Genomic DNA, 19,520 nt, shown 5'->3' on the forward strand with positions numbered 1-19,520 from the left:
CCCAGGCGGCCGAGGAACAGGCTGCGGCGCAGCAGGCGTCCGCCCGCCAGGCTGCTGCCCAGGCCGCCGAACAGCAAATTTCCTCGCGGACGGCCAGCGCGCCGACGACTGTCACCGCCCAGAGCACCTCCTTCCAGCCGTCGAACGCGCGGGCGGCCGTCACGCCCACCGAGGAAAAATTCCCCGAGCCGATCAGCCTGGTGCCCAACCTCGTCTACGCCGAGGCCGATTCGGACCAGAACGGCGTCATCTCGCCCGCCGAGCGCCGGGCCTATGACGTCGTCCATCCGACCCTGGGCCAGCGCCCCGCGGACGTGCCGCCCAAGCGCGTCGTCGACGCCGAGTTGCGCGAGTACACCGCGATCGCCAACAACCAGTTCTGAGTCGCGCGACGCGTCTCCCCCTTCCGAGGGCCCTCCTCAGTCGGGTAGGCAGCAAGCGTTCCAGCGCGCAAAGTTGACTCCATCGCGGCCTCTCCGGCCGCTGCGCGTTCAAGGAGTCAGCGATGCACTTCGCCGAAGTCGAGACCGGGGACTACCGCATCTATGCCGGGGCGATCGAGCGTCCGCGCCAGTTCGGCTATGTGGCGGCGGTGGTGGTGATGCGTGTCGAGGGCAGCCCGGCGCTGAACAAGCGCGAGGCCTTCCGGGACGAGAACCTGGCCGGCGGCTACGGCTGGGCGACCCCGGCCGAGGCGCTGCGCTTCGCGATCAGCGCAGGCAAGGAAGCGGTGATGTGCCGCATCGGGATGTACGCATGAAGGCCGACGCGCTGTTCGACGACTTCCTCGCGACGCTGCCGCGGGTATCCGCGCCGTCGGCCTTGCGCGAGGGGGCGATTGCCGGCCCGGTGTCCGTGGCTCGACCGGCTCAACCCGTGCTTCGTCGCGCCAGACCGGCTACACCCTTGGATCACCGCCGCGCCCCCGCTATCGTGCGGGCATGTCGACCCCGGTCCTTCCCGCCAGCCCGCCCGAACCGGCGCATCCTGCCTGGCACGGCTTCGTCTCCTACCTGACGCCGCACCGGGTCCTGCTGGCGCTCGCGCTGGCCACCGTCTTCGCGCTGGCGCTGCAACCGATCTTCATCACGCCGTTCCCGGTGTTGCTGGGGCGGACGATGTTCGTCGGCATGCTGGCGCTGCTGGCTTTTTCCGCGGCCGGACAGTGGCCGCGCCGGCTGCCGCGATGGTGGGCGCGGTGGTTGTTTCAGGTGGTCGTGGTCGCCGCGGCCGTACCGCTGGCCACGCTGGCGGTCTACATGGTCGCCGTCGGCGGTGACTTCTCCAGCTTCGTCGAGTCCGAATCCCGGATGCTCGGCTTCCTCTGGATTGCCGGCTCCGGTCTGGTGGTGGGGCCACTGCTGGCGATGGGCGCGCTGTACCGCCAGCGCGATGCCGAAGCCCGCAGCCAGGCGCTCAGCTTCGAGCTGGAGCGCAGCGAGCTCGAACGCCAGGCGCTCGACGCCCGGCTCCGGTTGCTGCAGGCGCAGGTCGAGCCGCATTTCCTGTTCAACACGCTGGCCAACATCCGGGCGCTGGTCGAGACCGGCTCGCCGCAGGCGGCGCCGGTGCTGCGCAGCCTGATCGCCTACCTGCGAGCCGCGATGCCGCGCCTGCAGGGCGACGGCACGACGCTGTCGGACGAGCTGGCCCTGGTGCGCGCCTACCTCGAACTGATGCACCTGCGCATGCCGGATCGGCTGGACTTCTTCGTGGATCTGCCGCCCGAGCTCGGCAGCCTGCGCTTCCCGCCGATGGCGCTGCTGACGCTGGTCGAGAACGCGGTGCGCCATGGCATCGATCCCAGCGAGGAGGGCGGTCGCATCGAGGTCGGCGGCGAACGCATCGATGGTCAGGTGCGGCTGTGGGTCAGCGACACCGGCGTGGGCATGACGCAGACGATGGGCACCGGCACCGGCCTGCGCAACCTCCGCGAGCGCCTGACGCTGTTCTACGGCCTGGGTGCGGCGCTGGCGCTGACCGAGAATCGCCCGCACGGCCTGCGCGCCGAACTGAGTTTCACCCCCGCATCGAGATGAGTGCCGCAGCTTCCCCCGCGCCGACCGCCCTGATCGCCGACGACGAACCGCTGCTGCGCGACAGCCTGCAGCGCAGCCTGGCGCTGCTGTGGCCGGAGCTGCGCGTCGTCGCGCAGGCCCGCAATGGCCGCGAGGCGGTGGAGCTGTTCGAGCTTCACCGACCCGACATCGCCTTCCTCGATGTCCACATGCCCGGGGTCAACGGGATGGAGGCGGCGCGACAGATCGCGCGTCAGGCGCAGGTGGTGTTCGTGACCGCCTTCGAGGAATACGCGCTGCAGGCCTTCGAGCGCGGCGCGATCGACTACCTGGTCAAGCCGGTCGACGAGGCGCGGCTGGCCGACACGATCGGCCGGTTGAAGGAGCGGCTCGCCGGTCGCCCGGGGCTGGGCGCGGCGCATCCGGCGGCGCTCGAGGCGGTCATCGATGAACTGGCGCGTCGGATGGCGCGTGCGCCGGCATCCACCGTGCCGGCCGGCGGCGCGCTGGCCGCCGAAACCGGCCCGCTGCAATGGATACGGGCCTCGGTCGGATCGACGCTGAAGCTGATCCCAGTCGACGAGATCCTGTTCCTGCGTTCGGACGAGAAGTACACGCTGGTCGTCACCGCCGAAGGCGAGGCGCTGATCCGCACGCCGATCCGCGAACTGATCGAGCGCCTGGATCCGCAGCGCTTCGTGCAGGTCCACCGCTCGGTGGTCGTGAACCTGCATGCGATCAGCCACGTCACCCGCGGCCCCAATGAAACGGCGGACCTCCATCTGAAGGCCCGCCCCGAGGTGTTGCCGGTCAGCCGCAGCTATCTGCACCTGTTCCGACAGATGTAGCGCGCCGGCGGTCCGGCGCGCAGTCGGCGCTCAGCGCGAAGGCTGCGCCGGCTCGAGCGGCTGGGGCGCCGCCGGCAGCGGCAGGTTCTGCGCCTTGCCCTGCACGACGACCGGCTCCAGCTGCCACATCTGAACGCCGACGTTGATCATCTGCACCACCGCCATCACGGCCACCGCGATGACCGCTGCCATCAGCACCGTGTGCATCGCGCCGTCGGAAAAGCGATGCAACGAGCGTTCGTCATTGGTCGGCGAACCGGTTCGCGCATGGAGGCGCCAACCGTGCCATGCCTGGGAGAGTCTGGTATCCATGGCCTGCTCCTCGAAGTCTTCTGGTCCTGGTCTCTGCGTGGGCCGCCGGATCGCCCGCCCGGTTCGCCGGACATGCCTCGGCGATGAAGACATCGAACGGCACGCGAGCCGACAGCCTGCAACAAGTCTAGGTGGCGGCTCCAGGGGCTTCCAGCGAGGCCGCACGTAAAAAAGCGCGGCTCAGCCGCGCTTTTCCGCCATCCGTCGCAAGCGCGGTCGCCCGGGGGGGCGAGCCCCCTTGCGACCGGCGCCGGGCTCACCGGCCCAGCGGCTCGGTACGGGTGTTCAACCAGGCCAGCGCCTCGCCGTCGACCAGCGGCGCCAGACGGCGACGCACCTCGGCGTGATAGGCGTTCAGCCACGCCAGTTCGTCGTCCGACAGCAGCGCCACCGCGATGCAGCGGGTGTCGATCGGGCACAGCGTCAGCGTCTCGAAGGCCAGCATCTCGCCGAACTGCCCCTGTTCGGGGGTGTCGAAGGACACGTTCAGCACCAGGTTCTCGATCCGCACCCCCCATTGGCCCGGGCGGTAGAGGCCGGGCTCGATCGAGGTGATCATGCCCGGCTCCATCGCCATGTTGGCGTCCGGCACCGCCTTGGAGATGCTTTGCGGACCTTCATGCACGTTCATGAAGTAGCCGACGCCATGCCCGGTGCCGTGGCCGTAGTCCAGGCCATGGGCCCAGAGCGGGGCACGGGCGATGGCGTCCAGCATCGGGCTCAGCGTGCCGCGCGGGAAGGCGGTGCGCGACAGCGCGATCGTGCCCTTGAGCACCAGGGTGTAGTCGCGGCGGTGGGCGTCGGTGATGCGGCCGATCGGCCACACCCGGGTGATGTCGGTCGTGCCGCCCAGGTACTGCGCGCCGGAGTCGATCAGCAGCAGGCCGTCGCCCTCGATCCGCGAGAAGGCGTCCTCGGTGGCGCGGTAATGCGGCATCGCGCCGTTGGCGTTGAAACCGGCGATGGTGGGGAAGGACAGGCCGACGAAGCCCGGCCGTCTGGCGCGCTCGGCGCTCAGCCGTTCGTCGATGGTGAGCTCGGAGATCGCCTCGCCCCGGGCCATCGCCGCTTCGAACCAGGCGTAGAAGGCGCACATCGCCGCGCCGTCCTGCTCCATCGCCTGGCGGACGAACTGCGCCTCGGCGGCGTTCTTGCGGCTCTTGAGCAAGGTGCTCGGGTTGATGGCCTCGACGACCGCGGCGGTCGCCGGCAGAGACTCGCGCAGGCCCAGGGTCACGCGCCGCGGATCGATCAGCACCTTGGCATCGGCCGGCAGTGCGCCGAGCGTGGCGCGGGCCTCGGCGTAGGGAGCGAGGCGCACGCCGTCGGCGGCCAGGCGCTGCGCGAGCGCGGCGTCGATCTTGCCGGGCTGAACGAACAGCGTCGCGCCGCTGGCGTCGAGCAGCGCATGCGCCAGGAACACCGGGTTGTAGGTGACGTCCGAGCCGCGCAGGTTGAACAGCCAGGCGACGTCGTCGACGCTGGAGATCAGGTGGTGCGTCACGCCGTGCCGTGCCATCGCCTCGCGGACCTGCCGCAGCTTGTCGGCGCGGCTGACGGTGGCCTGCGGCGCGGCATGCTCGTAGATGGGCGCGTCGGGCAGGCCGGGGCGCTCATCCCAGGCCTGGTCGATCAGGTCGAGGGTGGTGTCGATGCGCACGCCCTTGGCGCCGAGCGCCGAGCGCAGCTGCTGAGCGAGCGACAGTCCCAGCACCTGGCCGTCGACGGCCAGCGTCTGGCCGGGCTGCAGCCGGTCCGCGAGCCAGCTGATGTGCTGCACCGAGGCGCCGGAGGGAATCTTGAAGAGGGCGATGCCGCTGCCGGCGAGTTCGCGCTCGGCCTGCGTCCAGTAGCGGCTGTCGGCGAAGAGCTGCGCATCGTCGAGCGTGACGACCAGCGTGCCCATCGAGCCGGTGAAGCCGGAGAGCACCTCGCGGGCCTGCCAGCGGCGCGGCAGGTATTCGGAGAGGTGGGGGTCGGCCGAGGGGACCAGGATGGCGTGGGCGCCGGCGTTGCGCAGCGCGTCGCGCAGCTTGGCGATGCGCAGCTTGATCTCGGAAAGGCGGGTGTCCATGGCGGGCCTCGACGGGTTGACGGGCGTGGAGCGCGGCGGCCGGGTGGGCCCTGCGCCGAAGCCGCCGATTGTAGAAGTGAGGCCCCCATGACTTCCTTCCGGAAGCGGGGGCCGGTGCGCTCAGAGTTCCGTGCGCAGCGCCCAGAGCTCCGGGAACAACACCACGTCGAGCATCTTGCGCAGGTAGCTGACGCCGCCGGTCCCGCCGGTGCCGCGCTTGAAGCCGATGACGCGCTCCACCGTCGTGACGTGACGGAAGCGCCAGAGCCGGAACGCGTCCTCGAGATCGACCAGTTCCTCGCCCATCTGGTACAGGTCCCAATGCGCCTTGGGATCGCGATAGACCTCCAGCCAGGCCGCCTTCACGCCGTCGTCGGCGGCATACGGCTGGGTCCAGTCGCGGTCCAGGCGCGAGGCCGGCACCGCGATGCCGCGCCGATTCATCAGGCGCAGCACCTCGTCGTACAGCGACGGGGCCTCATAGGCGGCCTGCACGCCGGCCAGCAGGTCGGCGCGGTGGGCATGGGGCTTGAGCATCGCGGCGTTCTTGTTGCCGAGCATGAACTCGATGCGCCGGTACTGCGCGCTCTGGAAGCCGCTGCTGTTGGAGAGGTAGGGCCGGATGGCCGAGTACTCCGGCGGCGTCATCGTGCCGAGCACGTCCCAGGCGTGGACCAACTGCTCCATGATCCGCGAGACGCGGGCGAGCATCTTGAAGGCCTCGGGCAACTGGTCCGCGGCGACCTGCGTCACCGCGCCGTGCAGCTCGTGCAGCATCAGCTTCATCCACAGCTCCGAGGTCTGGTGCTGGATGATGAAGAGCATCTCGTTGTGGTCCGGCGAGAGCGGATGCTGCGCGCTCAGCACCTGGTCCAGGTGCAGGTAGTCGCCGTAGCTCATGTCCTTGGAGAAGTCGAGCTGCGCGCCTTCCTCCCGGACGATCGCCTCGCCGCCGGGCGCGGCGGCCTCGTTCATGCCGGTCGCGGTGGTCGCGTCCGGCTTCCCATGTCCCATCGGGCAACTCATGTCACTGCCGCCTTCTTGTTGAAGCGCGCCTCGCGCCATTCGCCGGAGGCCAGCACCTGCTGCAGATGCTCGACCGCGTCCCACACGTCGGCGAAGCCGATGTACAGCGGGGTGAAACCGAAGCGCAGGATGTGCGGCACCTGGTCCAGTCGCGAGGGATCGCCGGCGCGGAAGTCGCCGATGACGCCGCGCTCGATCAGCGCCTGCACCACCGCATAGCCCGCCTCGTGCAGCGGCGCCTTCAGCGCCAGGCAGACCTGGCTGCCGCGCTGGGCGGCGTCGCGCGGCGAGACCACGTACACGCCGTGCTCGCCGCAGCGCTCCTCGGCCAGGCGGGCGAAAAGTTCCGTCAGCGCGATCGACTTCTCGCGCAGCGCGCCCATGCCACCGAAAGGCTCGGCCGCGAGCAGCGTGTCGACGCCGCATTCGAGCGCCGCCGTCGACAGGATCGCCGGCGTGCCGCAGATGTAGCGCTTGATGCCGGCCGCGGGCGCGTAGCGGGCGCTGAACTGGAACGGCGACGCATGGCCCAGCCAGCCGGACAGCGGCTGCCAGAAGCGGTCCGCATGGCGCGGATGCGCCCAGACGAAGGCCGGCGCGCCGGGGCCGCCGTTCAGGTACTTGTAGCCGCAGCCGATGGCGTAGTCGGCGTCCGCGCCGTGGAGGTCGACCGGGATCGCGCCGGCGGAATGCGCCAGGTCCCAGACGGTCAGCGCGCCGGCGGCGTGCGCGGCGGCGGTGACCGCCTTCATGTCGTGCCTGCGGCCGGTGCGGTAGTTGACCTCGGTCAGCATCAGCACCGCGAGCCGGTCGTTCAGCAAGGCGGGGATCTCGTCGACGTGATCGACCAGTTGCAGCGTCATGCCGTGCTGCTCCGCGAGGCTCTCGGCGATGTAGAGATCGGTCGGGAAGTTGCTGCGCTCGGACACGATCACCGTGCGGCGACCGGCGGCGTCATCGGCCCGGACGATGCGCAGCGCGGCGGTCAGCACCTTGTAGAGGTTGAGCGAGGTCGAGTCCGCGACGATGGTCTCGCCCGGCGCGGCGCCGATCAGCCGGCCGATCTTGTCGCCGATGCGCCCGGGCAGGTCCATCCAGCCGGCGGTGTTCCAGCTCTTGATCAGGTCGCGGCCCCATTCCTCGGCGATCACCTGCTGCACGCGTGCAGCGGTCGCCTTGGGCATCGCGCCGAGCGAATTGCCGTCGAGGTAGAGCGTGCCGGCGGGCAGCGAGAACTGGTCCTTCAGCGTCGCCAGCGGATCGGCGGCGTCCAGGGCCAGGCAGTCTTGTCTTGTCGTCATGGGGATTCCAGGGCAATGCAAGGGGAAGGGCGGAAGGGGGGCGGGACGTGGTGCAGCGCGCGCAGCGACGACCGCGCTCACAGCGAGCGCAACACCGCACGCACCGGCGAGGCGCAGGCGCCGGCGAGCTTGAGCGGCAGCGCGATCAGTTCGTAGTCGCCTTCGGGCACCTCGTCGAGCACCAGGTTCTCGAGCACCCGGAGGTCCAGGCGCAACAGGCGCTGGTGGCTGTCCAGCGTCTTGCTCGTGGCTGGATCGACGCTGGGCGTGTCCAGGCCGATCAGCTTGACGCCGCGCGCCGCGAGCCACTCGACGGTCTCCGGCGCGTAGGCGCTGAAGTCGGGATTCCAGTGGGTGTCGGCGCGCTCGTTGCAGCGCACCAGCACACGGGGCGGCAAGTCGCGCGCGGCATGCTCGAGGTGCTCGATGCGGATCAGCGGGCCGCAGCCGATCGCATGGATCACGCGGCAGGGGCCGAGGTAGGGATCGAGCGCCACCTCGGCCGCGCTCGCGACGCCATCGGCGTAATGCAGCGGCGCGTCAGCATGCGCGCCGACATGCGGGGACATCGTGATCGCGCTCAGGTTCACCGGGCACTCCGGCGACAGCCGGGCGGTCCACTTCAGCGCGTAGGGCTCGTCGCCGGGGAAGATCGGCGCGTCGGGCGCCACCACCGGCGAGATGTCCCACAGGGACGGGCGTGTTGACTTCATCTGCTGCTCCTGCCGGCCCTCGGCACGACGGCGCGCACCTTAGCGCGTGGTCCGGGGCCGTGGTGTCGGTTAATTCCAACAAGGCGGGATCGATTCCGCAAGCCGCCCGGCGCCACGACGCCGATCACCTCAGGGTTATCTGGGATCCGGCAGATCGTTGACACCTCAACTATCCAGGCCTAAAGTGATCCCGTCAAGCAGTCCTCGCCTGGCGTCCGCCGGGCTTCCCCACATGCGCATCACCTGCATCGGCGGCGGACCCGCCGGCCTGTACTTCGCGTTGCTGATGAAGCGGCAGAACCCCGGCCACGAGGTCACGGTGCTGGAGCGCAACCGCGCCGGCGACACCTTCGGCTGGGGCGTGGTCTTCTCCGATCAGACGCTGGCGGCGCTGCGCGAGGCCGATCCCGAGACGGCCGAGCAGATCCTGCAGTCGTTCAACCACTGGGACGATATCGCCGTCCACATCGACGGTCGGACCCTGGTGTCCGGGGGGCACGGCTTCTGCGGCATCGGCCGCCGCAAGCTGCTGGACATCCTGCGCGCCCGCTGCGAGGCCCTGGGCGTCGCGATCCGCTACGAGACCGAGGTCGTCGACGACGCGGACATCGATGCGGACCTGATCATCGCGGCCGACGGCCTCAACAGCCGCCTGCGCCAGAAGTACGCGGCGACCTACCAGCCCGACATCGACCTGCGGCAGTGCCGCTTCGTCTGGCTCGGCACGACGCGGCTCTTCGATGCCTTTACCTTCGACTTCCAGAAGACCGAATGGGGCTGGTTCCAGGCCCATGCCTACCGCTTCGACGAGACCCACTCGACCTTCATCGTCGAGACGCCCGAACCGGTCTGGCGCGCGGCCGGCCTGGAGGACATGAGCAAGGAGGACGGCATCGCCTTCTGCGAGCGGCTCTTCGCGAAGATCCTGGACGGCCATCCGCTGATCTCGAACGCGGCGCACCTGCGCGGATCGGCGCAGTGGATCCGCTTCCCGCGGGTCGTCTGCAAGCGCTGGGTGCATCACAACGGCCGCGCGCCGGTGGTGCTGATGGGCGATGCCGCGCACACGGCGCATTTCTCGATCGGCTCGGGCACCAAGCTGGCGCTGGAGGATGCGATCGCGCTGGCCCGCGACATCGAACGCCATGGCGGCGGCGTCGAGAGCCTGCCCGCCGCGCTGGACGACTACGAGGCGACGCGTTCGATCGAGGTGCTGCGCATCCAGAACGCGGCGCGCAACTCGACCGAGTGGTTCGAGAACGTCGACCGCCACGCGCGCCTCGCGCCGGAGCAGTTCGCGTACTCGCTGCTGACGCGCTCGCAGCGGATCTCCCACGAGAACCTGCGCCTGCGCGATGCGCGTTATGTCAGCGAGTACGAAGCCTGGCTGGCGCGGCGCGCGGGCCTGGACCGCGCGGTGCCGCCGATGTTCACGCCCTTCAGGCTGCGCGGGACCATGCTGAAGAACCGGGTCGTCGTCTCGCCGATGGCGCAGTACTCCTGTGTCGACGGCCAGCCGGCGGACTACCACCTGGCGCACCTGGGCGCCCGCGCCATGGGCGGCGCGGGCCTGGTCTTCGCCGAGATGACCTGCGTCTCGCCCGACGCCCGCATCACGCCCGGATGCCCGGGCCTGTGGAACGATGCGCAGCGCGAGGGCTGGCGGCGCATCGTCGACCATGTGCATGCGAATTCGACCGCCAAGATCGCGATGCAGCTCGGTCATGCCGGCGCGAAGGGCTCGACCCGCGTCGCCTGGGAGGGCATCGACCAGCCGCTGGAAGACGGCAACTGGCCGCTGATCTCGGCCTCGCCACAGCAGTACCTCGAGGGCGTGAGCCAGTGGTCCCGCGCGATGACGCGGGCCGACATGGACCGCGTGCGGGACGACTTCGTCGCCGCCACCCGGCGCGCCGCCGAGGCCGGCTTCGACTGGCTGGAACTGCACTGCGCCCACGGCTATCTGCTCTCGAGCTTCCTGTCCCCGCTGACCAATCAGCGGGACGACGCCTACGGCGGCTCGCTGGAGAACCGGCTGCGCTATCCGCTCGAGGTGTTCCTGGCGATGCGCGCCGTGTGGCCGCAGGACAGGCCCATGTCGGTGCGGATCTCCGCCTGCGACTGGGTGCCCGGCGGCACGACGCCCGAGGATGCGGTCGCGATGGCCGAGGCCTTCAAGGCCGCTGGCGCCGATCTGATCGATGTGTCCTCCGGCCAGGTGAGCAAGCGCGAGAAGCCGGTCTACGGCCGCATGTGGCAGACGCCGTTCAGCGAGAGCGTGCGCAACCGCGCCGGCATCGCGACGATCGCGGTGGGCGCGATCTCCGAGGCGGACCATGTCAACAGCATCATCGCGGCCGGTCGCGCCGACCTGTGCGCCGTCGCGCGGCCCCACCTGGCCAATCCGGCCTGGACGCTGACCGAGGCCGCGCGCATCGGCTACCTGTCCGGTCCGGGACTGGACTGGCCGCTGCAGTACCTGTCGGGCAAGAGCCAGCTGGAGCGGGACTTCGAACGCCAGCGCGCCGCCGGCGGCGGCGCCGCGGCGCAGGAACAGGCCAACCGGGCGCTCGGCGTCTGAGCGCGACGCGGCGGCACGGATCGATGGGCATTCCCGCAACCATGGACAGGCAGGCGGCATGAGCAACCCTTATCCCCTCGAAGGACTGCATGCGGTCGTGACCGGCGGCGGCTCCGGCATCGGCGCCGCGATCGCGCAGGCGCTGATCGCCGACGGCGCGCGCGTCACCTTGATGGGGCGCCGGCTGGATCGCCTGCAGGCCCAGCGCGAGCGGCTCAGCGTCGATGGCGGTCCGTCGGTCGAGCTGCAGGTCTGCGACGTCGCCGACGAGGCCGGCGTGCGCGAGGCCTTCGCCGCAGCGGTGAAGGCGGCCGGGCCGGTCGACCTGCTGGTCAACAACGCCGGCCAGGTGGAGACCGCCCCGTTCGCGAAGACCTCGCTGCAGACCTGGCGGCGACTGCTCGACGTCAACCTCACCGGCAGCTTCCTGTGCAGCCGCGAGGTGCTGCCGGCGATGACCGAGCGCCGCTTCGGCCGCATCGTCAATGTCGCGAGCACCGCCGCCCTGAAGGGTTACGCCTATGTCGCGGCCTATTGCGCGGCCAAGCATGGCGTGCTCGGGCTGACACGCGCGCTGGCGCTGGAGACCGCGCGCAAGGGCGTGACCGTCAATGCGGTCTGCCCCGGTTACACCGAGACCGACATCGTCGCCGGCGCGATCGACACCATCGTCGCCAAGACCGGTCGCTCGCCGGAGGAGGCCCGCGCCGAGCTGGCGGCGGTCAATCCGCAGGGGCGGCTGGTGGACCCGGTCGAGGTCGCCGCCTCGGTGGCCTGGCTGGCCCGGCGCGACAGCGGATCGATCACCGGCCAGGCGATCGCGGTCGCCGGCGGGGAGGTGATGTGATGCGGGACAGCGACGAGGACCTCGGTCCGGAACTCGTGCCCGACCTGGAGTCGCGGCTGCACGATGGCGACCATCAGGCGCTGCGCCTGTGGCTGCGCCTGCTGGCCTGCACGACGCGCATCGAGGACCAGATCCGCCAGCGGCTGCGCAACGACTTCGGCACCACGTTGCCGCGCTTCGACCTGCTGGCGCAGCTCGAGCGCAGCCCCGACGGCCTGACGATGCGCGAGCTGTCGCAGCGGCTGATGGTCACCGGCGGCAATGTCACCGGCATCACCGACCAGCTCGAGGCCGAGGGGCTGGTCGTGCGCGAGCCGCATCCGTCGGACCGGCGCAGCGTCACCGTGCGGCTGACGCCGGCCGGCCGCCGCCAGTTCAAGCGCATGGCGGCGACGCACGAGGGCTGGATCGTCGAGCTGCTGGCCGGCTGGTCCCCCGAACAGAAGACCCAGGTGTACGCGCTGCTCGCGGGGCTGAAGGGCCATCTCGCGCAGCTGGATGCCGCACGCCGATGACCGCCGGAGAGAGCGGCCTCGTGCGTCGCGCGCGATGAACAGGCGGCGACCGGTGCGGCGCATCGGTCGCCGGGGAACGAATCAAGGAGCATGAATCGATGGACCAGCATCTCATCAGCGGCAACCGGCGCAGCCTGAAGGGCTTCGAACCGCAGCACTTCGCGTGGCGGCAGGAGGGCGAGGTCGGCGTGATCACGCTGAACCGCCCGGAGCGCAAGAACCCGCTGACCTTCGAGTCCTATGCCGAGCTGCGCGACCTGTTCCGCACGCTGGCCTACGTCGACGAGGTGCATGCCCTCGTCGTGCAGGGCGCGGGCGGCAACTTCTGCTCCGGCGGCGACGTGCACGAGATCATCGGCCCGCTCACCGCGATGTCGATGCCGGACCTGCTGGCCTTCACCCGCATGACCGGCGACCTGGTCAAGGCGATGCGGGCCTGCCCGCAGCCGGTGGTGGCCGCGATCGACGGCGTGTGCGCCGGCGCGGGGGCGATCATGGCGATGGCCTCGGACCTGCGTGTCGGCACCGCGCGCAGCAAGACGGCGTTCCTGTTCACCCGCGTCGGACTGGCCGGCTGCGACATGGGCGCCTGCGCGCTGCTGCCGCGCATCGTCGGCCAGGGCCGGGCGTCGGACCTGCTCTATACCGGACGCAGCCTCGGCGGCGAGGAAGCACTGCAATGGGGCTTCCTGAACCGGCTGGCCGAGCCGGACGCGCTGGAGGCGCAGGCGGTGGCCTGGGCCGCGGAGATCGCCGCCGGGCCGAACTTCGCGCATGCGATGACCAAGCGGATGCTGCACCAGGAATGGACGATGGGCGTCGACGAGGCGATCGATGCCGAGGCGCAGGCCCAGGCGATCTGCATGATGACGCAGGACTTCCACCGCGCGTATCACGCGTTCGTCGCCAAACAGCGGCCTGAATTCAAGGGCGATTGAGGACGGCCATGAATCACCTGAAGCACCTGGACTGGCCCTTCTTCGACGATCGGCATCGCGCGCTCGCCAGCGAGCTCGAGGCGTGGTGCGCGACGCACCTGGCGCACGGCGCGGTCGATCACGAAGACGTCGATGCATCCTGCAAGGCGCTGGTCAAGGCGCTCGGCGCCGGCGGCTGGCTGACGCATGCGGTGGCCGGCGAGGGCGAGGCGATCGACACCCGCGCGATCTGCCTGCTGCGCGAGACGCTGGCCCGCCATGACGGCCTGGCCGACTTCGCCTTCGCGATGCAGGGCCTGGGCTCCGGCGCGATCTCGCTGATGGGCACGCCGGCGCAGCGCGCGGCCTACCTGCCGCGCGTGGCCCGCGGGGAAGCGCTGGCGGCCTTCGCGCTGTCGGAGCCGGATGCCGGCTCGGACGTCGCCGCGATGCGCTGCACCGCGGTGGGCGACGGGGACGACTACCTGCTCGACGGCGAGAAGACCTGGATCTCCAACGGCGGCATCGCGGACTTCTACCTGGTGTTCGCGCGGACCGGCGAAGCCCCCGGTGCCCGCGGCATCAGTGCCTTCATCGTCGACGCCGGCACGCCGGGCTTCGAGATCGCGGAGCGCATCGACGTGATCTCGCCGCATCCGCTGGCCCGCCTGCGCTTCACCCGCTGCCGCGTGCCAAGCAGCGCGATGGTCGGCGCGCCTGGCGAGGGCTTCAAGGTGGCGATGCGCACGCTGGATGTGTTCCGGACCTCGGTGGCCGCGGCGGCGCTGGGCTTCGCGCGGCGCGCGCTGGAGGAGGGGCTGCATCAGGCGCAGGAGCGCGCGATGTTCGGCGCCACGCTGGCGGACCTGCCGCTGACGCAGGCCAAGCTGGCCGACATGGCCTGCACCGTCGACAGCAGCGCGCTGCTGGTCTACCGGGCGGCCTGGGAACGCGACCAGGGCCGCACGATCACCCGCGAGGCCGCGATGGCCAAGCTGATGGCCACCGAGGGCGCGCAGCGGGTGATCGACGCCGCGGTGCAGCTGCACGGCGGCCGCGGCGTGCGTCGCGGCGAGGTGGTCGAGTCGCTCTACCGCGAGATCCGCGCGCTGCGCATCTACGAGGGTGCCAGCGAGGTCCAGCAGCTGATCATCGGCCGCGACCTGTTGAAACACGGCTGAGCGGTCGGCCACGGATCGCGCTCACCGCTCCCTCACCCACGTCGCACGCACCGCACGCCTCGCACGGACCCGCCCGGACGCCGCACCGACAAGGACTGCCTCATGCACCGCACCGCTCACCTGGACACGTTCGCCCGCGATCACCTGCCGCCGCCGGACCAGTGGCCGGAGCTGATCTTCGATCTGCCGGAACTGCAGTTCCCCGAGCGCCTGAACTGCGCCTGGGAGCTGCTGGACCGCTGGGTGGAGACCGGGCAGGGCGACCGCACCTGCGTGATCGGCGCCGGCGCAGGCGCAGGGGGTGACTCGGGCGAGGCCGGCATCCGGTGGACCTACGCCGAATTGCAAGCCGAGGCGAACCGCATTGCCAACGTGCTGGTCCAGGACCTGGGCGTCGTGCCTGGCAACCGGGTGCTGCTGCGCGGTGCCAACACGCCGCAGCTGGCGGCCTGCTGGTTCGCGGTGATGAAGGCCGGCGCCATCGCGGTCGCGACCATGCCGCTGCTGCGCGCCAAGGAACTGGTGCAGGTGATCGACAAGGCGCAGGTCACGCATGCGCTGTGCGACGCGGCGCTCGCCCAGGAACTGGAGACGGCGCGGGCGCAGTGTCCGGTGCTGACGCGCGTCTGCCTGTTCCGCAGCGATGCCGCCGACGGGCTGGAGGCGCGGGCCGAGCGCCAGTCGGCGCGCTTCGACAACGTCGATACCGCGTCCGACGACTGCGCGCTGATCGCTTTCACCTCCGGCACGACCGGCCAGCCCAAGGGCACGATGCACTTCCATCGCGACGTGCTGGCGATCTGCCGCTGCTGGCCGGTGCACTGCCTGCGCGCGCGGGCCGACGATGTCTTCATCGGCAGCCCGCCGCTGGCCTTCACCTTCGGACTGGGCGGGCTGCTGCTGTTCCCGTTGAGCGTCGGCGCCGCGGCGGTGCTGCTGGAGAAGGCCTCGCCCGAGCTGCTGCTGCCGGCGATCGCGAAGCACCGCGCAACGGTGTGCTTCACCGCGCCGACCTCCTATCGCGCGATGGCGGCGGCGCTGACCGCGGCGTCCAAGGGGAGTGTTCAGGGCGGATCGGTGGACCTGTCGTCGCTGCGCAAGTGCGTCAGCGCCGGCGAGGCCTTGCCGGCGGCGACCCGGCAGCTGTGGAAGGACACCACCGGCATCGAGCTGATCGACGGCATTGGCGCGACCGAGATGCTGCACATCTTCATCTCGCACACGGAGGAGACCGCCCGCCCGGGCGCGACCGGCCGGCCGGTGCCGGGCTATCGCGCCTGCGTCGTCGACGACGAGGGGCGCGAGGTGCCGCGCGGGACCGTCGGCAAGCTCGCGGTGCAGGGGCCGACCGGCTGCCGCTACCTCGCCGACGAGCGGCAGGCCAAGTACGTGCGGCAGGGCTGGAACCTGACCGGCGATGCCTACCTCGTCGATGCCGACGGCTACTTCGTCTACCAGGCGCGCACCGACGACATGATCATCTCCGGCGGCTACAACATCGCCGGCCCGGAGGTCGAGTCGGCCCTGCTGGCCCATCCGGCGGTCGCCGAATGCGCGGTGGTCGGCGTGCCGGACGACGAGCGCGGCCAGCTGGTGAAGGCCTTCGTCGTGCTCAAGCCCGGCGCGGCCGGCGCCGACGACGAGGCCGCGCTGGTCAAGGCGATGCAGGACTTCGTCAAGGCCACGATCGCCCCGTACAAATATCCCCGTGCGATAGAGTTCCGCGCCAGCCTGCCCCGGACCGAGACCGGCAAGCTGCAGCGCTTCCGCCTGCGTGAGGCATGACGCCGCGCGCAGCGATCCCGACCGCGCCGAGCCGTACCGGCGCGACCGTCCGACCCGCCCCCCACAGGGCCTTTCTGGAGCGTCCGATGAACGCGAACGAAACGATGCCGTCGCCGCAGTACGAGCCCCCAGTGATTCGCCGCGCGCTGACCGCGCTCGCCGCCGCAGGCGCCATGCTCGCCCTGGCGGCACCCGCGCAGGCGGCCGACAAACTCAAGGTCGGCATGCTGAGCACGCTGTCCGGGCCCGGCGCCGGCCTGGGCGTCGACATCCGCGACGGCTTCGCCCTGGCGGTCAAGCAGGGCGGCGGCAAGCTCGGCGGCCTGCCGGTCGAGACCCTGACCGCCGACGACCAGCAGAACCCCGAGGTCGCCAAGCAGTCGGCCGAACGGCTGCTCAAGCGGGACAAGGTCGACCTGATGACCGGCATCGTGTTCTCCAACGTGATGCTCGCGGTCGGCCCCAGCGTCTTCGCGGCGCAGGTGCCCTATGTCAGCGCCAACGCCGGGCCGTCGCAGTACGCCGGCGAACAGTGCAACCGCTACTTCTTCAACGTCGCCTGGCAGAACGACAACCTGCACGAGGCCGTCGGCAAGACGGTGATGGACAAGGGCTTCAAGAAGGTCGTCGTGCTCGCGCCCAACTACCCGGCCGGCAAGGATGCGGTGGCCGGCTTCAAGCGCTACTACAAGGGCGCGGTGGCCGACGAGATCTACACCAAGCTCGGCCAGCTGGACTACGCGGCGGAGCTGGCGCAGGCACGCGCCGCCAAGCCGGACGCGATGTACATCTTCCTGCCCGGCGGCATGGGCATCAACTTCATCAAGCAGTTCGTCGGCGCGGGCCTGTCCAAGGACATCACCCTGTTCGGGCCGGGCTTCTCCGCCGACGAGGACGTCATCAAGGCGGTGGGCGAGCCGATGCTGGGCATGTTCAACAGTTCCCACTGGGCGCACGACCTGGACAACCCGGCCAACAAGCGCTTCGTCGCCGACTTCGTCAAGGAGTACGGCCGGTTGCCGTCGCTGTACGCGAGCCAGGGCTACGACGCGGCGCAGCTGATCGGCGCGGCGGTGCGCGAAGTCAAGGGCAAGGTCGAGGACAAGCCGGCGCTGCTCAAGGCGCTGAAGGCGGCGAAGTTCGACTCGGTGCGCGGGCCGTTCCGGTTCAACCACAACCAGTACCCGGTGCAGGACTACTACCTGCGGGTGATCACCAAGGATCCGCAGGGCCGCGTGACCAACCGGACGCTGGGCAAGATCTTCGAGCAGCATGCCGACGCCTATGCGCCGCTGTGCAAGATGAAGTGAGGCGCTGCGCGCACATGCCCATCCCGATGCCCATGCAGCCGATCGCGCCGGCGCTCGCGGCCGCGAGCAGCGGCACCACGACGGAGGCGGCCCGATGGACGCGATCCTGATCGCCGAGCAGGTCCTCAACGGCCTGCAGTTCGGGCTGATGCTGTTCCTGCTGGCGGCCGGCCTGACGCTGGTCTTCGGCATCATGGACCTGATCAACCTGGCGCACGGCTCGCTGTACATGGTCGGGGCCTACCTCGCCGCGGCGGCGATGGCGGCAGGAGCGTCCTTCGGCATCGCGGTGCTGGCAGCGATCGCCGGCACCGCGTTGCTCGGCATGGCGCTGGAGGTGACGCTGCTGCGGCGGCTCTACCAGCGCGACCACCTGAGCCAGGTGCTGGCGACCTTCGCGCTGATCCTGATGCTCAACGAGGGCGTGCGCATGGTCTGGGGCGAGCAGCCGCTGATGCTGAACACGCCGGCCGCCCTGTCCGGACCGGTCGAGCTGCTGCCCGGCCTGATGTATCCGGCCTACCGGCTGCTGATCATCGGCGTGGGGCTGGCGGTGGCGCTGGCGCTGTACCTGCTGGTCACGCGCACGCGCTGGGGCATGTGGGTGCGGGCCGGGGCGTCCAACCGCGCGATGACCACCGCGATGGGCGTGCCCGCGGACCGGCTGTTCACCGCGGTCTTCGGTGTCGGCGCGGCGCTGTGCGCCCTGGCGGGCTCGCTGCTCGGCCCCCTGCTGGCGGTGCAGGTGGGCATGGGCGAGAGCATCCTGATCCTGGCCTTCGTCGTGATCGTGATCGGCGGCATCGGCTCGATCCGCGGCGCGCTGGTCGGCTCGCTGCTGGTGGGGCTGGTGGACACCGGCTCGCGCACGCTGCTGCCGGTGGTGCTGCGGCAGGTCGCGTCGCCGGAGGTGGTCTCCAACCTCGGGCCGGCGCTGGCGTCGATCCTGATCTACCTGCTGATGGCGGCGGTGCTGTTCTGGAAACCGCGCGGCCTGTTCCCCGCGAGAGGCTGAGCCGATGACCGAGCTGACGAACACCCGCCGCACGCTGCTGCATCACCGAGGCCTGGGCCCCTGGGCCTGGGCGCTGCTCGCGGCGCTGGCGGCCCTGCCGCCGCTGCTGCAGGCGCTGGGGATGGAGTTCTACACGGTGGTCGCGACCCGGGTGCTGATCTTCGCGATCGCCGCGACCAGCCTCAACCTGATCCTGGGCTTCGGCGGGCTGGTGAGCTTCGGCCACGCGGCCTTCGTCGGACTGGGCGCCTACACGGTGGGCGTGCTGGCGGACGCGGGCATCGGCTCGGCCTGGATCGCTTGGCCCGCGGCGATGGCGGTGTCCGGCGCCGCGGCCGCGGTCATCGGCGCCATCAGCCTGCGCACGCGGGGCGTGTACTTCATCATGATCACGCTGGCCTTCGCGCAGATGTTCCATTACCTGGCCGTCTCGCTGAAGGCCTACGGCGGGGACGACGGCCTGCCGCTGGCGGCGCGCTCGACCTTGTCCGGCATGCCGGTCAGCCTCGCCGACGACGCCTCGTTCTACTGGGTCGCGCTGGGCGTCTTCGCGCTGGTGTTCGCGGGCCTGCGTCGGCTGGTCAATTCCCCGCTGGGCTGGCTGCTGCAGGCGGCGCGGGAGAACGAGACCCGGGTCGCCGCGACCGGTGGCCGGGTCTTCGCGGTGCAGTGGACCGCCTTCGTCGTCGCCGGTGCGATCGCCGGGCTGGCCGGCGCACTGCTGGCCAACCTGAACGGCCTGGTGTCGCCGCACCTGATGCACTGGTCCCAGTCGGGCCAGCTGATGGTGATGGTGATCCTGGGCGGGGCCGGCGCGCTGTGGGGTGGACCGCTGGGCGCGGCGGTCTTCCTGCTGCTCGAGGAGCTGCTGTCGGGCGTCACGATCCACTGGCAGTTCGCGCTCGGCGCGATCCTGCTGGTCGTCGTGCTCTTCGCCCCGCGCGGGCTCGCCGGGCTGGTCGAGCGCCTGGGCGCGCGGCGGTCGACCGCGTCGTCGCTGTCATCGACGTCGGCGCCCGCCACGGCAGCGGATGCCGGCGGCGCCAAGTCCAAGGAGGCCGCGCATGCCTGAGGTGC

General features: G+C 70.7%; 18 protein-coding genes. 13 read left to right on the plus strand and 5 right to left on the minus strand.

The window, feature by feature from the left end; translation table 11 throughout:
* The 4 genes from CS062_RS20320 to CS062_RS20335 all read left to right on the plus strand — a co-directional run.
* A partial coding sequence (locus CS062_RS20320) for a hypothetical protein (protein WP_199174301.1) occupies positions 1–383 on the plus strand: 383 nt, incomplete at its 5' end.
* 122 nt (positions 384–505) lie between these two features.
* Positions 506–760: a hypothetical protein gene (locus CS062_RS20325; protein WP_099863381.1), complete on the plus strand. Its 255-nt coding sequence runs from the start codon at positions 506–508 to the stop codon at positions 758–760.
* Between the two features lie 181 nt (positions 761–941).
* Entirely contained in the window at positions 942–2,039 is a 1,098-nt protein-coding gene (locus CS062_RS20330) for a sensor histidine kinase (RefSeq protein WP_099863382.1), read from the plus strand.
* The gene (locus tag CS062_RS20335; RefSeq protein ID WP_099863383.1) at positions 2,036–2,866 is read left to right on the plus strand and encodes a LytR/AlgR family response regulator transcription factor; all 831 of its coding nucleotides are present in this window, start codon (positions 2,036–2,038) and stop codon (positions 2,864–2,866) included. Before CS062_RS20330 ends, CS062_RS20335 begins: the two co-directional genes overlap by 4 nt.
* A gap of 30 nt (positions 2,867–2,896) precedes the next feature.
* Here CS062_RS20335 and CS062_RS20340 read toward each other — a convergent pair whose 3' ends face one another.
* The 5 genes from CS062_RS20340 to kynB form a co-directional block, all read right to left on the minus strand.
* The gene (locus tag CS062_RS20340) at positions 2,897–3,178 is read right to left on the minus strand and encodes a hypothetical protein (protein ID WP_143742427.1); all 282 of its coding nucleotides are present in this window, start codon (positions 3,176–3,178) and stop codon (positions 2,897–2,899) included.
* Between the two features lie 256 nt (positions 3,179–3,434).
* Positions 3,435–5,252 (minus strand): aminopeptidase P family protein, encoded by a 1,818-nt coding sequence (locus CS062_RS20345; protein WP_099863385.1) that lies wholly within the window; start codon positions 5,250–5,252, stop codon positions 3,435–3,437.
* Positions 5,253–5,372: 120 nt separating this feature from the next.
* Positions 5,373–6,227 carry a tryptophan 2,3-dioxygenase gene (gene kynA / locus CS062_RS20350; protein ID WP_099863408.1) on the minus strand — a complete coding sequence of 285 codons (855 nt, stop codon included), beginning with the start codon at positions 6,225–6,227 and terminating at the stop codon, positions 5,373–5,375.
* Positions 6,228–6,274: 47 nt separating this feature from the next.
* Positions 6,275–7,579 carry a kynureninase gene (kynU, locus tag CS062_RS20355; protein WP_099863386.1) on the minus strand — a complete coding sequence of 435 codons (1,305 nt, stop codon included), beginning with the start codon at positions 7,577–7,579 and terminating at the stop codon, positions 6,275–6,277.
* 77 nt (positions 7,580–7,656) lie between these two features.
* Positions 7,657–8,292, minus strand: coding sequence for an arylformamidase (gene kynB, locus CS062_RS20360; RefSeq protein ID WP_099863387.1), 636 nt, complete (start codon positions 8,290–8,292; stop codon positions 7,657–7,659).
* Positions 8,293–8,524: 232 nt separating this feature from the next.
* Between kynB and CS062_RS20365 the strand changes: the two genes are divergently transcribed.
* The 9 genes from CS062_RS20365 to CS062_RS20405 all read left to right on the plus strand — a co-directional run bounded on the left by CS062_RS20365 (position 8,525) and on the right by CS062_RS20405 (position 19,515).
* A complete protein-coding gene (locus CS062_RS20365; protein WP_099863388.1) occupies positions 8,525–10,873 on the plus strand; it encodes a bifunctional salicylyl-CoA 5-hydroxylase/oxidoreductase in 2,349 nt (782 codons plus the stop codon).
* Between the two features lie 58 nt (positions 10,874–10,931).
* A complete protein-coding gene (locus CS062_RS20370) occupies positions 10,932–11,720 on the plus strand; it encodes an SDR family NAD(P)-dependent oxidoreductase (RefSeq protein ID WP_099863389.1) in 789 nt (262 codons plus the stop codon).
* Positions 11,720–12,235 (plus strand): MarR family winged helix-turn-helix transcriptional regulator, encoded by a 516-nt coding sequence (locus tag CS062_RS20375; RefSeq protein WP_099863390.1) that lies wholly within the window; start codon positions 11,720–11,722, stop codon positions 12,233–12,235. Before CS062_RS20370 ends, CS062_RS20375 begins: the two co-directional genes overlap by 1 nt.
* Positions 12,236–12,333: 98 nt before the next feature.
* Positions 12,334–13,173 (plus strand): enoyl-CoA hydratase family protein, encoded by an 840-nt coding sequence (locus CS062_RS20380; RefSeq protein WP_099863391.1) that lies wholly within the window; start codon positions 12,334–12,336, stop codon positions 13,171–13,173.
* An 8-nt stretch (positions 13,174–13,181) separates the two neighbouring features.
* A complete protein-coding gene (locus tag CS062_RS20385; protein WP_099863392.1) occupies positions 13,182–14,333 on the plus strand; it encodes an acyl-CoA dehydrogenase family protein in 1,152 nt (383 codons plus the stop codon).
* A gap of 102 nt (positions 14,334–14,435) precedes the next feature.
* Positions 14,436–16,118, plus strand: a complete 1,683-nt coding sequence (locus tag CS062_RS20390; RefSeq protein WP_099863393.1) for an AMP-binding protein — start codon at positions 14,436–14,438, stop codon at positions 16,116–16,118.
* A 104-nt stretch (positions 16,119–16,222) separates the two neighbouring features.
* Positions 16,223–17,428 carry an ABC transporter substrate-binding protein gene (locus CS062_RS20395; protein WP_099863409.1) on the plus strand — a complete coding sequence of 402 codons (1,206 nt, stop codon included), beginning with the start codon at positions 16,223–16,225 and terminating at the stop codon, positions 17,426–17,428.
* A gap of 94 nt (positions 17,429–17,522) precedes the next feature.
* Positions 17,523–18,443, plus strand: coding sequence for a branched-chain amino acid ABC transporter permease (locus CS062_RS20400; RefSeq protein ID WP_099863394.1), 921 nt, complete (start codon positions 17,523–17,525; stop codon positions 18,441–18,443).
* Positions 18,444–18,447: 4 nt separating this feature from the next.
* Positions 18,448–19,515: a branched-chain amino acid ABC transporter permease gene (locus CS062_RS20405; protein ID WP_099863395.1), complete on the plus strand. Its 1,068-nt coding sequence runs from the start codon at positions 18,448–18,450 to the stop codon at positions 19,513–19,515.
* Positions 19,516–19,520: the final 5 nt, after the last annotated feature.

It is taken from the genome of Roseateles chitinivorans, assembly GCF_002761755.1.
Classification (GTDB): Bacteria; Pseudomonadota; Gammaproteobacteria; order Burkholderiales; family Burkholderiaceae_C; genus Roseateles; species Roseateles chitinivorans.

What these genes read in the sequence shown, in the direction of transcription:
- CS062_RS20335 (WP_099863383.1), top strand. Translation starts at nt 2,036, where the DNA reads ATGAGTGCCGCAGCTTCCCCCGCGCCGACCGCCCTGATCGCCGACGAC.
- CS062_RS20345 (WP_099863385.1), bottom strand. Translation starts at nt 5,252, where the DNA reads ATGGACACCCGCCTTTCCGAGATCAAGCTGCGCATCGCCAAGCTGCGC.
- kynA (WP_099863408.1), bottom strand. Translation starts at nt 6,227, where the DNA reads ATGAACGAGGCCGCCGCGCCCGGCGGCGAGGCGATCGTCCGGGAGGAA.
- kynB (WP_099863387.1), bottom strand. Translation starts at nt 8,292, where the DNA reads ATGAAGTCAACACGCCCGTCCCTGTGGGACATCTCGCCGGTGGTGGCG.
- kynU (WP_099863386.1), bottom strand. Translation starts at nt 7,579, where the DNA reads ATGACGACAAGACAAGACTGCCTGGCCCTGGACGCCGCCGATCCGCTG.
- CS062_RS20405 (WP_099863395.1), top strand. Translation starts at nt 18,448, where the DNA reads ATGACCGAGCTGACGAACACCCGCCGCACGCTGCTGCATCACCGAGGC.
- CS062_RS20385 (WP_099863392.1), top strand. Translation starts at nt 13,182, where the DNA reads ATGAATCACCTGAAGCACCTGGACTGGCCCTTCTTCGACGATCGGCAT.
- CS062_RS20375 (WP_099863390.1), top strand. Translation starts at nt 11,720, where the DNA reads ATGCGGGACAGCGACGAGGACCTCGGTCCGGAACTCGTGCCCGACCTG.
- CS062_RS20365 (WP_099863388.1), top strand. Translation starts at nt 8,525, where the DNA reads ATGCGCATCACCTGCATCGGCGGCGGACCCGCCGGCCTGTACTTCGCG.
- CS062_RS20330 (WP_099863382.1), top strand. Translation starts at nt 942, where the DNA reads ATGTCGACCCCGGTCCTTCCCGCCAGCCCGCCCGAACCGGCGCATCCT.
- CS062_RS20340 (WP_143742427.1), bottom strand. Translation starts at nt 3,178, where the DNA reads ATGGATACCAGACTCTCCCAGGCATGGCACGGTTGGCGCCTCCATGCG.
- CS062_RS20370 (WP_099863389.1), top strand. Translation starts at nt 10,932, where the DNA reads ATGAGCAACCCTTATCCCCTCGAAGGACTGCATGCGGTCGTGACCGGC.
- CS062_RS20400 (WP_099863394.1), top strand. Translation starts at nt 17,523, where the DNA reads ATGGACGCGATCCTGATCGCCGAGCAGGTCCTCAACGGCCTGCAGTTC.
- CS062_RS20395 (WP_099863409.1), top strand. Translation starts at nt 16,223, where the DNA reads ATGCCGTCGCCGCAGTACGAGCCCCCAGTGATTCGCCGCGCGCTGACC.
- CS062_RS20380 (WP_099863391.1), top strand. Translation starts at nt 12,334, where the DNA reads ATGGACCAGCATCTCATCAGCGGCAACCGGCGCAGCCTGAAGGGCTTC.
- CS062_RS20390 (WP_099863393.1), top strand. Translation starts at nt 14,436, where the DNA reads ATGCACCGCACCGCTCACCTGGACACGTTCGCCCGCGATCACCTGCCG.
- CS062_RS20325 (WP_099863381.1), top strand. Translation starts at nt 506, where the DNA reads ATGCACTTCGCCGAAGTCGAGACCGGGGACTACCGCATCTATGCCGGG.